The sequence below is a fragment of the Rhizobium sp. RHZ02 genome (assembly GCF_014851575.1).
In the GTDB taxonomy this organism is placed as follows: Bacteria; Pseudomonadota; Alphaproteobacteria; order Rhizobiales; family Rhizobiaceae; genus Rhizobium; species Rhizobium altiplani.
Window position 1 is genome coordinate 1 of the sequence record NZ_JACUZX010000019.1, and the last position, 15485, is coordinate 15485.

Consider the following 15485-nt stretch of genomic DNA (forward strand, 5'->3'; position numbering starts at 1 on the left):
GCCAAGCTCAAACAATGGCGGCGTATCGCAACGCGCTACGACAAGATCGCCGACAACTTCCTCGGCTTCATAAAGCTCGCGAGCATCATGCTATGGATCAAATAGTTAAATTGTCACCACAGCCTAGCCCGACAGCCATGGTGGCCACCATTACCCACTGCGAAAGCGGGAATTCACTGCACTACGATCCGGTGCGAACTGAAAACTGAACATCGTCAAACGTCCTGAGAGGCTTCGCCTCATCGACGCCCGTCGGGCACCTCATACTTGGGAAGCAAGGCTTTCCTCACCGTCTTCTGCATCCCTCTGCATTGCCGCCTCCAGTTCCTGTCGAGGAACCTGCAGCAATTGCCTGGTGCCAATCTCGACCCCCACCGCCGGAATTTCGAGATGCGTTCCCGTTCTTCTGTAGGCGGGAAAAGAGAGTCCCTCGATCAGCTCCTCATCCACTATCAGCCGGTAGGTGCCGGCATCAAGCGGTACGACCAGCGAACCTAGGATGAACGGGTGAGAAAAGGTGATTTCAGATGCTGTGGTGCGTTCGGTCATGGGAAAACCTCATGTCTGTTGGGTTGCTCATGCCGCAAGCGCCTTGCGGCCCGTAAATATGCGCGCTGCTACCGCTACCCGAACGTGCCGTGGAGTATGAGGTAAAGAACGAAAGCCATGCATATTATTGGTGTCGACTTGATGATGAAATCGACATACCGAAACCGGCTGAGGTAGCGAGTTGCGCGGTGTAGGGATTGGGTGGAAGACATCGTGTCCTCCTTGATTGGGGCTAGAGCGTTTCTAAGCGCCCTTGAAAGCAGCGCCCGTGCTGTGGCTGCTACCTTAGCAAATATGGGGATGCCAACCACAATTACAAGATGAGGCTGACGGCAATCCTCGAAAGCGAGCACAAACGAGAGCCATTCTTCTGCCACCGACCCAGAGCAGTCACATCCAAGCTAAAGAAATCGGCGTAGTTCCTAAGCAGCGATACCGCGACTTTCTACAGTCCTCTCAGGCGATAGGGGAGCGCTCGCGCTGAACCTCAATCCCGGCATGTGCATATTCTGTTCGAGACGTTCGGCAGTCGAAAGGTCGATGTCGATCACGCCGAGATTCTCGTCCAATCAATGCTGTTTCGTTCTGCCTGGGACAGATCGGCGAGATGGCCTTCTTGTGAGGGTCAGGCCGAAGTGATCTCAATTGATCGCTTGCCATTACATAGGCTTGCGCCCATTGTCGCCACTTCAGTAGCAATTTTTACAGGCGCTGCTACTTCAGGGCCACCAACCCTGGCCTTATTTGAAAGGAGGACCCCTATGTCTTCCAGCATTCAGCATGTCGACTTTCGTGCACGTGACGCTCAAATCCTTCAGACGCTGATTAAGCGAGCACATTACTTGACCTCCAAGATGCTGCCTCTCGCCGGTCCTCTGCATGTCCCCTCAAAGTCCGTGTTGCTGCGCTCTATAGAGGGCGCAATGCCGGAGATGGTGAAATGAGCGAGACGACCGAAATGCCCTACGCGCATCGGCGCGAGGTGAACGGCAGTTGGGCGGTGTTTGAAACGCACTCCAGCAGTGTCGCCAAGCCGCGATTCATTCCCCTACTAAACCTTTCAAAAATCGATGCTGAGGAGATGGCGTGCGTGCTTAATCGGGAAGCGACCGGGACTAGGTCCCTGTCGGCATCGCTACGAGATACAGGGTCTGCTGGGCAACTAGCTGCAATCCTTTAGATTCACGTCCGGGAGAAGCTGGGCAGAGCATGATTGAGAGAGTCAGGTAAGGCGTTCCTCCTCATGAGAGCTCCTATGAAGGCATGGCGCCGGGACGGGTTTGCTTTGCTGCTTCGCGGGCCCCGGCTCCGTCGAGGGTCGTTTGAAGAACTTTCGTAAGGCTCCATGTGGTTCGCGCCTTCGACGAGCTGGAGGGTCTTACCTGGGCTGAATGGGCAAGCACAGGGCATTTCGCGCGCCCGGCCCCAACGCGGTGGCGGCCTTCACCTAGTTGTGCTGGGAACTGTCAGACAGGGCGGAACACTTGACAGGAATTTTGGTTCTCATAGCGAGACACACCCGCTCTTCTCAGTGAAGGAGCAACAACGTGCCATCGGCAAGCGGAGCCACTGCAACTATTGGGCGTGACCTCTTGCTCCAGCAATCCTTCCTCAAGAGAAGCGCTGGCTTACCGGCGTTCGAGCACCCGCGCGCAGGATGCCAAGCCCGGTGAGCAGATCCGCAAAAACACCGAGGCTTAAACGCACTCTGTGGGTCGGTGACAAACGGGCTCTTGCAACTCAATTCGACCGGTCAGTTTGGCAGGGTCAGAGGAAATACAAAATGGCGACTGATGACAATACCGAACTGAACGTCGATAACGTGGCAGAGCCCAAAACGGGTCCGGTCGCACAAGTCAGATCGCTGGATTTGCCGACCAATCCGGTGGTTGTGCTGCTCTCACTGCTGGTGGCGCTCGCCATATTGTGTATTGCCTACGTGGCGGCCGAAATCGTACTGCCAATTGTGCTCGCGTTCGTTCTTAAGCTTCTATTCCAGCCGGCCATGCGATTGCTCGAGAAACTCCATTTTCCGAGAAGCCTTGCAGCTTTGTTGCTAATCCTGTTGGTCTTCGGCGCCATCGTCGGTATCGGGGCTGCGATCTCCGGTCCGGCGACGGAGTGGGCCGCGAAGCTGCCCGAAGGTATTCCCAGATTGCAGGAGCGTCTGAAGTTCCTCAATCAACCCGTGAAAGCACTCCAGACGTTCCTGCATCAGCTTGACAACTTCATGCAGCAGGGTTCCGTCTCAAGTGGGGGAGGCGGTTCAACGATCGCAGCGACGTTATTTGCTGGAACTACCCACTTCGCAGCCAGTTTCTTCGAAACCATCATCATATTGTTCTTTTTGCTCGTATCCGGAAGCACGTTCTTAAAACGGATGGTCGAAATACTGCCTAACTTCAAGGAGAAACGCCAGGTCGTCGAAATGTCCCAGGATGTCGAGAAGAATATCTCTATCTATCTGGTCACCATCACAGTCATGAATGGCGCCGTTGGTCTGGCCACAGGCATAGCCATGTGGCTGACAGGGCTCGGTGATCCGGTTCTATGGGGTGTCGTGGCGTTTCTTCTAAACTATGTCCCGATCATGGGACCACTTCTAGGGGTCGGAATTTTTCTCCTCGCCGGCCTTCTGGTAATAGATCCGTTGTGGCTGGCTCTTCTACCGGCTGCGCTCTATTTTCTAATCCATGTGGCCGAGGGAGAGATCATCACGCCGGTGCTGCTCGCCCGGCGCTTCACGCTCAATCCGGTACTTGTAATCATAGCGCTAATCTTCTGGTTCTGGATGTGGGGTGTGCCGGGAGCAATTCTGGCCGTGCCGATGCTGGCCGTCACGAAAATCGTCTGCGATGGAATTCGGCCTCTTGCCGCCATCGGGCACTTCCTCAGCGGTGACGAATAATTGCGACACTCTGTTGTTCCTGCGGCGGAGCTGCTGGAAGACACCAAATATGGATATGCCCGCGGCTCGTTCGGCAGCTTCTCACGGCAAGACGTCTGGAGCTCCCTTTCAACGTTCAAACTCCCTGTTCGAATTTGTCGGCGGTTTCGGTCAAGCACCGACATTGTGGACTGCCGACAGCGCGCCCCGGCTTGATGGTCCCACATCAGAGTGACGATTTGGCAGGGAGCGCGGGACAGGGTGGTCAACCCCGTCAACGCAAATGCATGCATTGCGCAATGGCTCGAAGTGCTTGGGATCCCCGAAGAAGCCGGGCGATTCGAGGAGAAATCATGGGGCGTCCTGCGGTCTTGGAAGCGAGCAGGGCAAGTCCGCGTGGCTCTCTATTCAGTCGCGGGCTTGGGTCACGGCATTCCGATAAGCAAGGCGGCCGCCACCGCGCCGAAACGCTCGCAAGACCCCTTCGTGCTCCCGGCAGAAATCTCCGCGCCAAATCAGTTGATGCGACTGTGGGGGCTGCGTAGGCACTAGGGTCGCCCGAAGGTCGCGCGGTGCGCGCGTCCATCGGGTCCAGATCGTTGACCGTAGGCTTTAGGCCGCCTTTTCAGCGTTCTGGTTGACGACCTTCGTGGCGATCGAGGTGAGGGCGAGGTCGGTCGCCTGCTCTTCGTCAAGCGTGGTCTGAAGGAGTTTCGCTGCGTCCTTCCTGCCAAGTTCAAGCGCCCATGTTCTAAGGGTGCCGTAGCGCGACATCTCGTAGTGTTCGACGGCCTGGGCGGCGGCCAGGAGGCCGGCATCGAGAGCCGGAGCGCCCTGATAGTCCTCGATGATCTCAGCGCCCTCCTTTACGATACCCATGATTGCATCGCAGGTCTTTTGTTCCGGCTTCTTGCCGATGATCTTGAAGACCTCTTCCAGCCGTTGCACATGGACCTTCGTCTCGGCGAGATGCTTCGTAAAGGCGTCCTTGAGCTGCTTGCTCTGCGCGGCGTCGTGCATCTTGGGCAGCGTGGCGACGATCTTGTTTTCTGCGAAATAGACATCCTTCAGCGTGTCGTGGAAAAGCACGTCGAGTGTTTTGATTTCCTTGGCCATGATTGGCTCCTTGGGTTGGTTGAATTTTCTTTCGCACCAGGCGATAACCTCGCCTGGCTTCGTTCTCGCCGGATCTGATCGATCGATCAGAGGTTTGCGGGACTGCGGTATCTTTTACGCTCTTGGTCGATCTGATCCGGGGCGTAGGGGTCGAGCGTGTCGTCGAACTCCGTCCAGCCCTGTTCGTTGTAAGCCGCCCGGCGTTCGAGGGGATCGACCCAGTTTAAGCCCTTCAGGATCGCCTCGGCCTCAGGTGCAAATGCCTCGTCGACCCTTGCCGTCACGAGCGAGCCGCCGCGTCGAATGCCCTCGGCATAGAGATTGGCATCCTCCTCGGACACCCCGGAATCCGTCAGTGCGCCAATCAGTCCGCCGGCTGCACTGCCTGCGACTGCGCCAGCAACAGCGCCGACCGCCGTCGCGGCAAGCCAACCAGCCGCAACGACGGGACCGACGCCAGGAATGGCCATAATGCCCAAACCGGTCAGAAGGCCACCTGCACCGCCGACAACCGCGCCAAGTCCGGCGCCGGATTCAGCCCCGGTCGCAGCACCCGACTGGTTGTTAACGTGGCCGTCGTCCGCGTTATTGGAGACGATGCTGATGTCGTTGGAGGGTATGCCCGCTGCTTCCAGGGCGCTGACGGCCGAGCTTGCATCGTTATAGTCGTCGAAAAGTCCGGTGATCGTTCTCATGAAAGTCTCCTAAAAAAGGGGGTTCGATCGCTATTGGCGATCACATGGCGACAATGTTGCCTTGATAGTCGAGGCTGACCTTGACGGGCTTGCCGTCCTTGGTGGCGGATGCCTGCCATACGCCCTTGTCATCGAGCTTTAGTCCCGTCACGCCGCTGTAACCTCCCTGCTCAATGCGGTCCTTCGCCTGCGCCTCGGTGAAGCTGTTGGCTCCCTCTACAGGCGCGGTCGGGTTCTTCGTGTTGGGGGTTGCAACTGCGGGCGTGTTGCTCTCGGTCGATGGTGCTGGGTTTGTCTGGGCAGCAGCCACCATCGCCGACGCTGCGACGAGCGCCGCGGCCAAAATCATGATTTTCATTGAGATTCCTCGTTTTCCCGGAGCGGGTTCACACGTCCGTGAGATGAGAACTCGCCGCGCAACGTTATGTTCCGACGTTAAGATGGAATGGAGGTGAATCTCCGTTGCTGGCCACGGCCCCGGCCACGGCGACCGTGCACCCGGATTGCCGAACGTTCCTGCGTGCAGCAATAGGGGGAAACAATGCCGTCGTCCGGTGTCGCCGAAATGCTTTCGCGCTGCGTGGAACAACCGCGCGGCGCGAAGGTTACCCGGCATGAGCAGCAAGCAATTCGACGAAATCTCCCAACCAATCGCCCTTGTCGTGGACGACGAACCACTGATCCGCATGGACACCGCGGACATCATCTCCGGCGCGGGATACTATGTCGTCGAGGCGTCGTCGGCCGATGATGCCTTTGCGTTCCTGATCAAATACAATTCGCTCCAGCTTCTCTTCACGGATGTGTACACGGGAGGGGATATGGATGGATTCCAACTGGCCAGGAAGGTGGCCGAACGCTGGCCGGGCATCGAGGTCGTCGTCGCTTCCGGGGCGCGGCTGCCGAACGATGGCGACCTGCCGGACAACGCAAGTTTCATTCAAAAGCCGTTCTCCGCTGAGACGGTACTCGGGGTGCTGCTGGAGCACTTTCCGAACGGCCCCCGCCGCAAACGCTGATCAGACCGCCTTCCTTATCTCGGCGATGACCAGCTTATGCTATGGCTTGGCGAGGCAATCGCACGGCCGCCACCCATTCATCGACATCCCGGCATGTCAACGTCCGTCTCGCGCGGGAAGATGGCCGTTGACATGCGCTTAGAGCGGCATAGTGAAGGTGAAGCGCGTCTCGGTCTCATCCGATCTCACGGAAAGTGCTCCACCGTGGACCCGTGCGATCTCGCTGGCGATGTAGAGACCCAGACCCAGTCCTTGCTGGCTGCCGCGCACTTCGCCTCGGAAGAACGGCTTGAAGAGTGTTCCCATAGCTGCTTCGGAAATGCGGTCACCTGCGTTCGACACCCAGAGTTCGAATGTGCCATTGCGCGTGCACGCTCCGATTTCGATCGGTTTTGTCGGATCGCCGTGAGTGACGGCATTGCCTACAAGGTTGGACAGGAGCTGCGCGATCCGCGGATGATCACATCTTACATCGCGAACCAGGTCGAACGTCGAGCGGATTTCCCGGTTCGGGTTCACCGCTCGAACCTCACCGACCACGCCCTCGAGCACCGGTCCCAACGGCGCCTCCGCCACGACCTCCAGCTTCAGGCCATCGCCAAGCCGCGCCCGTGCGAAATCAAGGACGTTGTCGACCAGGTCGCGCATTCGGACCGCGCTGTATTGCATCAAGTTGAGAATCTTGCGCGTCTCGTCGTTGACGCCAGTACGAGTGAGGCGTCGGATGCCCGCCATCATCGACGCGATCGGATTGCGCAGATCATGGCCAAGCACCGCCACGAACTGCTCGCGGACTACAGACAGTTCGCGCTCCTCAGCAAGGTCGGCGTGTACCTGAACGAGATCAGCCTCATTGTCGAGATTGCTGGCGATCAGCTTGGCGAACAGCTTGAACATGCCGATCGTCTCGGGATTGTCGAGTTTGTGAGGCGAGGGGTCTATGGCGCATAGCGTTCCGAAAAAGGAGCCGTCGCGCTGAACGATCGGGACGGAGATGTAGCTCTGAAAGCCGTACGTTGCCGGCGTGTGATGATCACAATAGTCGGGACTATCAGTGACGCTGTTGATGACTACAGACTGGTGGCTCTGCCGGATCTCGTTGCAGATCGTCGACTCAAGCCTCAGTTCACTGCCTGGCGTGAGCCCGAAGTCGATAGTGTCGAGAACTGCGCAAGCCACCCAACGCCTTTCCGTCACTCTCGCGACGGCAGCAAAACCCATCCCCGTGGTCTTGCAGACGACTTCTAAAATGGTGGGGACTTCTTCCATCCGGCCGACGGCCTCGATGTCTGCTTTGATCTCTCCCATAGCCACCTTGCGGTTCGTGTCCGACGCTATCATACATGATGGCTGAGGCGAGACGGCGCAATAGGACAGACTGAAGCGCTGCGCGAAATGTATGCCAACGTCCGTTCCAAGCCCAATCGGCTTTCGACTTGGTATCGGTCGGCCCGGCGCTCGTTTAAGCGTCCGCCGCCATCGCTCAAGCAGGTATGCGAACTCACCCCTGGCAGCAGGCCTTTACGAGCTCTCTTGCTGTGGAAAATTGGCCTCACCGGCAGAGGCTAGAGTAGCCACTGGCGGCAGCGGCACCGTTTAACGACGGCCTCGGACGATATCGTGTTCGATCGATCGTGCGATGGGCGGATGGTTGAGCGGTGTTGGCCCATCTTGAAGTCCCGAGCAGATGGTCAGTCGTAGGTAAGCGAGTTTTTCAGGTCGCTGAGTTCTCGCCTAGCATCCGCCTCACGGTAGCACCCGGCCGCCTCTGGAGACAGTGAGGCGCGATAAGTGGCGTTTGTCTGGGAAATGACCTTGTTCAGTTCAATGATCTGCCCCTGCAATTCGTAGGGCATACAGAGGGAAGTGATGGTATCTCGGTTGGCCGTCGCTTTCCGCTTCATCATGCCATCGTGAGACTGCCATCCCTCGTTGAAGGCGGCGCACCAGGGATCAGGCGCGTCTGCGGAGAGGCGAAGAACCATGCTGGTCAGCGGGCCCTCGTTGGACAAACCGGAGTCTATGTCATTGAGTTCTACGATGGTGATATCCTGAAAGTCCGTCATCTTTTTCACTCCAAAGGGCAGCGAGATAAGCTCGGAACTACGAGTTAGTTCCACCGGCGCTCAAAACTAACTTGACCGGCGTGCTCCTTCGCAACTCGGCTGCGGATCTTGGCGACAGCAAATGTAGAGTCCCGAGGTGGTCCTTTTGATCCTAGCGGGCCATTGTCCGAGGCCATAACGCCAACAGACTGGCCTCGCCGACGCACGCCTCTCGACGGTGAGGCGGCTTTCGCGTTCACGGTCGCGTCGGCGAGTTCGGAGAGCAACTCATAGGTGGTCTCCTCTTCGTCGAGCGTCGTCGCGAGACCAACGAGTCGATTCGACAGCAAAAGCCAACAGCCCAATGTGTCCGTGCGCTTGTGCGAATGGCTTTATTTCATCAGCCCAGCAGCTCGCAGGGCGTTCTCAATCGTTTGCTTTATCCCGGATGACAAATTGGGAGCTATCGGCGGCGCAAGATGCGCCGTCTGCGCTTGGGTAGACTGCGGCCTCCGTTCAAACGACGGTGTGAGACCCCAGTCGGCAGCAATTTTTGAAGTCGAGGAAAGGCCCACGTCTAACATGAATGGGCCGCTGTTTTCTCGACCGTTTGAAGCATCGACAGGCGTTCCGTGCCCCATTCCATCGATCGAATGATAAGATAGTACGACCTGGCCGCTTTCGTTATGCCAATCCTGGCGCACCATATCTTCGTCCTTTGTAACTGTCGGCGGATATCCTTCAACTCCATGGGCGCCACGCCATTGGTCGACGATCGCGGTGGCATTGACGGCAGACACCGTCTGGTCTGCTGTACCATGCCAAACCGAGATTGACGGCCACGTCGTCAATGTCGGAGCCGCTCCACGTAGCAGGTTTTGCAGCTTGTTCCTGTCAGGCACTCCGTGGCCACGCATTCTGTCGAAAGCCTCCGGGACCGTTGATGCTACGCCATAGGGCAGTCCCGCGATAATTGCCCCGCCTGCGAACACTTCAGGGTAGGTAGCAAGCATAACGTTCGCCATTGCTCCGCCAGCTGACAGGCCCGTTATGAAAATGCGCTTTCTATCGATTTTCCATTTCGCGGCCAGAGTTTCAATCATCTGCCGTATGGACATCGCTTCGCCGTGATCTCTGACCGTGTCGCCTTTCTCAAACCAGTTGAAGCAAAGGTTGGCGTTGTTCTCGCGCCTCTGCTGCGGAAAAAGGACGTAGAAGCCATACTCCTCTGCAAGCTTGGACCAACCGGCGCAACCGTCGTAGCCCGCCGCTGTTTGCGTGCAGCCGTGAAGGACGACGGCAAGGGCTGGCGATTTCGGGGGCTCTGACGGGGCATAGAATTTGGCGGAGAGGGCTCCAGGGTTGGAACCGAAATTTGGAAGGTCGCTCAGCCGTGTGGGGAGGGCATCGCTTGGGAAAGGGGGACGGCGGTTTAACCGTGACAGACGAGCTATGGTGTCGGATAATGGTCGCATCTTGGCTCCTAAGATCACGGCCATGACGGCGATGATTGTTACCTCAACGAGCGAGAACGCTAGAGGTTGCTGCGTTGCACAAAGTTAATGTGGCGGCCCGCGACCAGATTGCTTACATTGATTGCTCAAGGCGGTGCCCTCGTCCAACCGCGCCTTCTTCAAGCATCGGAGAGGGCGGTCGGTCGTGATGCGACGGATGTCGCCCTGTCGACGGCTTTCGGAGTGCCCGTCTCGAGGTAATCACCGAAGACATGTAGCAAGGCTGAACTGAAGCAAGGGGGAGGCAATAGATGCCATCTGAACCACGATCACCGCGTCTGGCGGTTCTGATCGACGCAGATAACACCTCAGCGAGAATTGCCGACGGTCTTTTTGAAGAGGTCGCCAAGATCGGCGAGGCAAGCGTGCGCCGCATCTACGGTGATTTTTCGGGGACGCGTTCGCGGGGCTGGGCCGAGATCCTGGCAAAGCACGCGATTATTCCCCAGCAGCAATTCGCCTATACGACAGGCAAGAATGCGTCCGACATCACGCTTGTCATCGATGCGATGGACCTGCTGCACAGCGGGCGTTTCGACGGCTTCTGCCTGGTTTCGTCCGACAGCGATTTCACGAGGCTAGCGGCACGCATCCGCGAACAGGGCATCGATGTTTTCGGGTTCGGGGAGCAGAAAACTCCGGAGAGTTTTCGCCAAGCATGCCGACGTTTCATCTATACCGAAAACCTCTTGCCGGGAAAGATCAAGGAGGAAGGCGATACCGCCACAAGCAGCAAGCCCCTGCAGTCACCGGATACGGCCAGCCTTCTGATAAAGCGGGTCCTGGCTCAGGAAGATACTGATGACGGCTGGATCAGCCTCGGCACGGTCGGCAAGCAGCTTCTCAATCTGGCACCGGATTTCGATCCGCGGACATTCGGCTTCAAGAAATTGAGCGACCTCGTCCGCAAGACGGGCCAGTTCGACATCGAACGAACCGAAGGCAGTCCTCTCAGGATTCGCATCAGGCAGAAGCCGAACGCGGAGGAAAGAGCAAAGAGAGGACGCTCCCGCAGCTCTGCAAAAAGTCCCGCCACGGAATAACGTGGTTCATCCACGATGGCCTGTTAAATCGCCTACTATTACGCGTACCGCAACTTTGCGGCCTCGCGAAACGAGATCAGGCGCCGGCTTTGCTCATCCCAGAGAACCAGTTTTACGCAGTGCAGGCTCTCCATCAGCGTAATACGGCCGACGCCGGCCAGTTCGGGGTGATCCTGCAGCACTTCCGGCAGCCTGTAGTAAGGCACCCTGCTCGACAGATGATGAACGTGATGGATGCCGATATTACCGCTGATCCAGCGAAGTGCGAGCGGCAGATCGTAGTGCGACGCGCCATGAAGGGCTGCATGTGAAAACTGCCATTCGGGCTTTTTCGACCAATGGGTTTCCTCGAACTGGTGCTGGACGTAGAAAAGCCATATGCCCGCGGCTCCAGCCAGCAGGGTGATCGGCAGATGCACCGCCAGGAAGGGCAGGATTCCGATTGCCCATATCAGTACCCCGGAGATGACAGCGATCGCCAGATTTGTCCCCATGGTGGATATCCAGGGCAATGAACCGGCTTGCATCATGCCGAAGGGCAGCCGCTGCTTGAACAGGAACAGCCATGCGGGGCCAATGCCGAACATGATTGCCGGATGCCTGTAGAGCCGGTAGTTAAGCCGTCCGGACCACGACAGGGCCTTGTATTCCGATACCGTCAATGTGGTTATGTCGCCGATGCCGCGCTCCTCGAGATTGCCTGCCGAGGCGTGATGCTCCGCATGCGCCCGACGCCAATAGTCATAGGGAGTAAGCGTCAGGACACCGATCACGCGGCCCGTCCAGTCGTCAGCGCGTCGACGCGCGAAGAAGGAACCATGGCCGCAGTCGTGCTGGATCATGAACAGACGCAACAGGAAGGCTGCTGCGGGAACGATCAGGATCAGGCCGGGCCAGCAGCTGTAGTGAACCGATGCCCATGCGCCGACCCAGAAAAGCGCGAACGGGATGGCGGTCACCGTAAGTTCGATAACGCTGCGTTTGAGATACGGCTGACGGTATCTGGCGAGGATATTGAGCCATGCCCTTTCATCGGAAAGGGTATGGTTCGGGTCGCGGTCGATGATATCGATCAAAGAATAATTCCACGCATGGTAACGAGTGCCGAGAAGGCGAGGGCTATCACCACGGCGGACCTGATGAGGAACAGCCTATAGTCGAAGCGATAGATCTCATGAAGAATGTTTGTCATTGCCGAATCTCCTGGTTTTCGGAATATGTCTGTTCACGGCGCTAACTCGGCGAGCAAAGCCGGCGCTTTGGCGCTATTGTTTGTGCTTCAATTCTTGTGTTTGCCGCCCTGCAGGCTGCTTTTCGAGGCATCCTTGATCTGGTTGGCAAAGCTTGCCTGCACCTTCGCCGGCGCCTTTTCCTGTTTCGGTTTCCGCGCCTCACGGTTGCTTCGCACTTGTCCTTTGGCTATCCAGGCGATCCTTTGTTCATTGAAATTAAAGTGCCGGGCCCATGATGCGGGGACAAGCGACAGGCAGCATGCGCTCTAGAGGCGGTCATCATCAGCCGTTTGAGTTCGTGACCGCACTTGGCCTCTGCCTGTCTTTTTATTCTCTTCTTTCGCAGATTCGTGGACCGGTTCGGCGCGACTGGTTTCCGCTTCCTTCAGCGATGACTGCAGATCGAACTTTTTCTCGAAACGGATCACTCGTTATCCGTCGATCTTGTTTGACCGATCGCTACCGGATGGCTTTGCCTGCATGGCAGGGCTCCTTCCATTCAGGCTCCGCGATCCCCCAGGCTTTGAAATTAGCCCGCGCTTCCGAGCGCAATCTGGCAGGCCTGTGCAAGGTCTGCATTTGGCTCGGTGCTGCCAAGTGGCGTTGCCCAGCCGGCCTTCTTGATAACATCGCTACGCCCGTAGGTACCGGCTGCTTTGAGTGCGGCCAAGATCTCTGCCGAAGCTGGATCCGATTTGGCCCTCTCGAGACAATAGGGCGTCAGCGCAGCCGCGATGGCCGAGGTTCGCTCGATCCCGGCGGCTTTTTGAGCACTGCCATTGGTCACCCAACCTCCCCATGTGAAGCCGACGATGGCAAGTGCGGCCGCGCCGCATGCCGCTCCCCATAGGCCGGGGCGAAGCCAGGTCATGTCTAGCATGTCCATATCCAATCTGAATGAGAACGCGCAATATTGCGCAGAACTACAATAACACAAAACGCAATTCTCGACTAATATATTATTTTTTCCCTCCATTTTATTTGGAGTGCTTGAAATACTATTTTTGATGACTTGCAATAAATTCTATTTTTACATTTCATGTTCTTTGTTTCAGTCCTCTTCATCCTGGCAGATCTTTGAGCCGCCGGTCGCATTCTGGACGAGATAGAGCTTCGAGCCCACATGACGAGGCTGATGGCTCGTGAAACAGGCACCGACGCGCGCAGCCCTTGAATGGCTGCTTCAATAGAGTACGCGACGAAACCGTTTCGAGGGCATGCCTTCCCAATAGCAGCTTGGTAAAGGTACGACTGTCTTCGGGGAGCTGAGCGTGAGACGACGTGCGTTAATAAGCTTGCTTCGTATCTTTCGAAGGCGCATCTTCTCAACTTCGGCAGCAATTATCAGGGCGCTGCCGTTTTGGGTCCTCAACCCCTTGCCCCGACCGAAAGGAGGACGTCATGTCTTCCGACCTCCCGGCACCTACTTTCCATGTTAATGATTTGCGCCGCGAGGCACAGTGTTCTCGTGTATTTGACAAGATCGCCCGGAACACTGTGATCTCAGCGATAAATGCCGGCTGGCGGGAGTCGGAGGCTGCCTTGGCACTGGCGGACGCAGCCGAGCGCTATGTCCTCTATCTGGCCTCGCCCGCGCGACTGCACCTCTTACCGGCGAATTCAAACTTGGTCTTGGGCGTTACCAGTCAAGACTGAGATGCGACTTTTTGGCGGCGATTACGTCCTGAACCTGGGTCACGACCAGCGGAATGATGGTGAAGGGCTTCCCGATGCACGTGGCTTCGGCAATCATGCCCGGCTTCATCACCTGCGCCTCGATCTGGTCGAAGCCTGCAATCAGGGTGCCCTTGCCGGCACCCGTCGGCCCGAGAATGCCCGCGGGGCAAATCATCGTATTGACGACGTTGCCCGGCCGGAGCGTGAAGTGCTGGACCGTGCCCGCGATGCCGGCCCGTACCGGCGTCGTGTCCAGCTTCACCTGTGCCTGGGCAAGAGCAGCTTCTGCGCTTGCCTTTTGCGCACCGCCGTCACGCTCTTCGTTGGCGGGTGGAAGCAGAAGATCATCGTAATGAGGGGGATGGTACGAAGAAGGCACGCGGTGATGCCCCATCGCAGCTCGTACCAGACGGTGTAGAGCGTGATCTCTTGCCCGATCGGCTTTCCCTGACCATAGCGTCGAAAGAGATAGTCGGGGAGACGTGATCATGGAGCAGAGGATGAGCTCAAACCTGGATCAGATACCCTCTCCGGACGTATCCGAATTGGACGGCCTCTGCTCTTGGACGGTTGACTCCTCTGATATCAGGGCCGGGTCGTCGGTCGATTTTGCGTCTCTGCCTGAAAGCTTCGCGAGGGACTGGGCAATGGAATAAAGCGGCGTGGAAAAATCCGGAAACTCTATAAAAGCTAACTGCGAGTTCGCGATCCAAAACAGATGATTGTGCGTAAAGAGGGAGATCAGGGCCAGAACGGCGCCGTCGATCTAGATATCCCCACAGGTTGGCTCCAGCAACGCGTCCAGGGAGACCGAAGGTTACTTCTCGGCCTGAAAATAGACGCTCCCAAGTATTTTGTCGCAATCCCGCTGTAGAGTCCTAGTTTCTTCTTCAAGGAAGGAGTTTCAACTTGGAAAATCTAAGAGAATTTGCCTCGAGCGCGAATGGCGATCGGTGGTTTTTGGGTATCGATGATGTGACTAGTACAGAGGTCGTCGTTCATCGTGGGAACCCCTCGTCTGGCGGTCACGAAACGACAACCCTTGTCACTTCATTTTTGAACCAGCGCCCGTTTGGGCCAGAGCATTGGGCTTTAGATCGGCTGCTTGCGGATCGCAGGGCAAACGAAAGCGAAGAGACGCCCACTGATCTTCACTAACTACGCAGGGAATCCGCTATTGCCCGATAACCCGGCATCAAATCGAAATCGGGAAAGCGGTGCGGCTCGCCGATGTGCGAGGGAAGGGCTGTGCTCGATAGGGCGAAATAGCCCCGACTACCTCAGCCTGTCTCCTTCACACCGGTGGCGAGTTTTACGCATATAGCTGGTGCTGTCATCGGCCGCGTCGCCGGTTGAATTCGCCTTTTCCTGCGTCATCAACGTTGAAGAGACCAACGTAGGGAAACGAGAATGAAGTCGACCATCGCTACAGCAACGACGTCGGTAGTGCTGGCAGCAAAGCTGCCGGCACATTTCCGCAGAGATGGATGCCAGAGCGTTTCACCACCGATATCGACCCACTGATCGACGAGGAGCGCGAGAAGCACTGGCGGTGTGGAGACGTCAACCCTTGGAGACTGCGTGCTGATGCGATCAGCACTCCTGTCTGCGTGGGAGGTGGCACGCCCTGTCAGGCTCGACGTCAAGGCACCGCCGAGCCTGCAAATGCCGTGCCAGTGTGGCGAGCAGATAATCACTGCTGGCCGGT

14 protein-coding genes and 3 pseudogenes are annotated in these 15485 nt (G+C 57.3%); 5 read left to right on the forward strand and 12 right to left on the reverse strand.

The features are described 5' to 3' along the window. Window positions 1–105 (forward strand): annotated as a pseudogene (locus tag IB244_RS22260) (IS5/IS1182 family transposase); the annotation flags it as partial. A 156-nt stretch (window positions 106–261) separates the two neighbouring features. On the opposite strand, the gene IB244_RS22265 reads toward IB244_RS22260, so the two are convergent. After that, window positions 262–549 (reverse strand): hypothetical protein, encoded by a 288-nt coding sequence (locus IB244_RS22265; protein ID WP_192305572.1) that lies wholly within the window; start codon window positions 547–549, stop codon window positions 262–264. A 1783-nt stretch (window positions 550–2332) separates the two neighbouring features. On the opposite strand from IB244_RS22265, the gene IB244_RS22270 reads away from it, so the two are divergent. Beyond that, window positions 2333–3457, forward strand: coding sequence for an AI-2E family transporter (locus IB244_RS22270; protein WP_192305574.1), 1125 nt, complete (start codon window positions 2333–2335; stop codon window positions 3455–3457). 591 nt (window positions 3458–4048) lie between these two features. Here the strand turns inward: IB244_RS22270 and IB244_RS22275 are convergent. From IB244_RS22275 to IB244_RS22285, 3 genes are all read right to left on the reverse strand, one after another. Beyond that, the gene (locus IB244_RS22275; RefSeq protein ID WP_192305576.1) at window positions 4049–4552 is read right to left on the reverse strand and encodes a ferritin-like domain-containing protein; all 504 of its coding nucleotides are present in this window, start codon (window positions 4550–4552) and stop codon (window positions 4049–4051) included. Between the two features lie 86 nt (window positions 4553–4638). Next, entirely contained in the window at window positions 4639–5247 is a 609-nt protein-coding gene (locus tag IB244_RS22280) for a general stress protein (protein WP_192305578.1), read from the reverse strand. A gap of 40 nt (window positions 5248–5287) precedes the next feature. Next, window positions 5288–5605 (reverse strand): PepSY domain-containing protein, encoded by a 318-nt coding sequence (locus tag IB244_RS22285; RefSeq protein ID WP_192305580.1) that lies wholly within the window; start codon window positions 5603–5605, stop codon window positions 5288–5290. Between the two features lie 256 nt (window positions 5606–5861). On the opposite strand from IB244_RS22285, the gene IB244_RS22290 reads away from it, so the two are divergent. After that, window positions 5862–6266 (forward strand): response regulator, encoded by a 405-nt coding sequence (locus tag IB244_RS22290; RefSeq protein WP_192305581.1) that lies wholly within the window; start codon window positions 5862–5864, stop codon window positions 6264–6266. Window positions 6267–6404: 138 nt separating this feature from the next. Here IB244_RS22290 and IB244_RS22295 read toward each other — a convergent pair whose 3' ends face one another. From IB244_RS22295 to IB244_RS22305, 3 genes are all read right to left on the reverse strand, one after another. Continuing rightward, complete coding sequence (locus IB244_RS22295; RefSeq protein WP_192305583.1) at window positions 6405–7574, reverse strand: GAF domain-containing sensor histidine kinase; 1170 nt, start codon at window positions 7572–7574, stop codon at window positions 6405–6407. Window positions 7575–7957: 383 nt separating this feature from the next. Then, on the reverse strand, window positions 7958–8332 hold the full coding sequence (locus tag IB244_RS22300; RefSeq protein ID WP_192305585.1) for a hypothetical protein: 375 nt from the start codon (window positions 8330–8332) through the stop codon (window positions 7958–7960). A gap of 371 nt (window positions 8333–8703) precedes the next feature. Beyond that, on the reverse strand, window positions 8704–9786 hold the full coding sequence (locus IB244_RS22305) for an alpha/beta hydrolase family esterase (RefSeq protein ID WP_192305587.1): 1083 nt from the start codon (window positions 9784–9786) through the stop codon (window positions 8704–8706). A 290-nt stretch (window positions 9787–10076) separates the two neighbouring features. Between IB244_RS22305 and IB244_RS22310 the strand changes: the two genes are divergently transcribed. Next, window positions 10077–10868: an NYN domain-containing protein gene (locus IB244_RS22310; protein WP_192305590.1), complete on the forward strand. Its 792-nt coding sequence runs from the start codon at window positions 10077–10079 to the stop codon at window positions 10866–10868. Between the two features lie 38 nt (window positions 10869–10906). Here the strand turns inward: IB244_RS22310 and IB244_RS22315 are convergent, their stop codons facing one another. Both IB244_RS22315 and IB244_RS22320 read right to left on the reverse strand, forming a co-directional pair. Then, the gene (locus tag IB244_RS22315) at window positions 10907–11944 is read right to left on the reverse strand and encodes a fatty acid desaturase (RefSeq protein ID WP_192305592.1); all 1038 of its coding nucleotides are present in this window, start codon (window positions 11942–11944) and stop codon (window positions 10907–10909) included. A gap of 685 nt (window positions 11945–12629) precedes the next feature. Continuing rightward, window positions 12630–12980 carry a hypothetical protein gene (locus IB244_RS22320; RefSeq protein WP_029867358.1) on the reverse strand — a complete coding sequence of 117 codons (351 nt, stop codon included), beginning with the start codon at window positions 12978–12980 and terminating at the stop codon, window positions 12630–12632. A gap of 521 nt (window positions 12981–13501) precedes the next feature. On the opposite strand from IB244_RS22320, the gene IB244_RS22325 reads away from it, so the two are divergent. Then, a complete protein-coding gene (locus IB244_RS22325; RefSeq protein ID WP_192305594.1) occupies window positions 13502–13756 on the forward strand; it encodes a hypothetical protein in 255 nt (84 codons plus the stop codon). A gap of 13 nt (window positions 13757–13769) precedes the next feature. On the opposite strand, the pseudogene IB244_RS22330 reads toward IB244_RS22325, so the two are convergent. The 3 genes and pseudogenes from IB244_RS22330 to IB244_RS22335 form a co-directional block, all read right to left on the reverse strand. Then, a pseudogene (locus tag IB244_RS22330) lies at window positions 13770–14267 on the reverse strand (hypothetical protein); the annotation flags it as partial. A 27-nt stretch (window positions 14268–14294) separates the two neighbouring features. Continuing rightward, window positions 14295–14534, reverse strand: a pseudogene (locus IB244_RS32450) (hypothetical protein); the annotation flags it as partial. 619 nt (window positions 14535–15153) lie between these two features. Beyond that, the gene (locus tag IB244_RS22335) at window positions 15154–15474 is read right to left on the reverse strand and encodes a hypothetical protein (RefSeq protein WP_192305596.1); all 321 of its coding nucleotides are present in this window, start codon (window positions 15472–15474) and stop codon (window positions 15154–15156) included. Between the last annotated feature and the right edge of the window lie 11 nt (window positions 15475–15485).

Coding starts and splice junctions, on each gene's coding strand:
- IB244_RS22265 (WP_192305572.1), bottom strand. CDS start 549: ATGACCGAACGCACCACAGCATCTGAAATCACCTTTTCTCACCCGTTC.
- IB244_RS22325 (WP_192305594.1), top strand. CDS start 13,502: ATGTCTTCCGACCTCCCGGCACCTACTTTCCATGTTAATGATTTGCGC.
- IB244_RS22280 (WP_192305578.1), bottom strand. CDS start 5,247: ATGAGAACGATCACCGGACTTTTCGACGACTATAACGATGCAAGCTCG.
- IB244_RS22305 (WP_192305587.1), bottom strand. CDS start 9,786: ATGCGACCATTATCCGACACCATAGCTCGTCTGTCACGGTTAAACCGC.
- IB244_RS22275 (WP_192305576.1), bottom strand. CDS start 4,552: ATGGCCAAGGAAATCAAAACACTCGACGTGCTTTTCCACGACACGCTG.
- IB244_RS22320 (WP_029867358.1), bottom strand. CDS start 12,980: ATGCTAGACATGACCTGGCTTCGCCCCGGCCTATGGGGAGCGGCATGC.
- IB244_RS22310 (WP_192305590.1), top strand. CDS start 10,077: ATGCCATCTGAACCACGATCACCGCGTCTGGCGGTTCTGATCGACGCA.
- IB244_RS22295 (WP_192305583.1), bottom strand. CDS start 7,574: ATGGGAGAGATCAAAGCAGACATCGAGGCCGTCGGCCGGATGGAAGAA.
- IB244_RS22285 (WP_192305580.1), bottom strand. CDS start 5,605: ATGAAAATCATGATTTTGGCCGCGGCGCTCGTCGCAGCGTCGGCGATG.
- IB244_RS22270 (WP_192305574.1), top strand. CDS start 2,333: ATGGCGACTGATGACAATACCGAACTGAACGTCGATAACGTGGCAGAG.
- IB244_RS22300 (WP_192305585.1), bottom strand. CDS start 8,332: ATGACGGACTTTCAGGATATCACCATCGTAGAACTCAATGACATAGAC.
- IB244_RS22290 (WP_192305581.1), top strand. CDS start 5,862: ATGAGCAGCAAGCAATTCGACGAAATCTCCCAACCAATCGCCCTTGTC.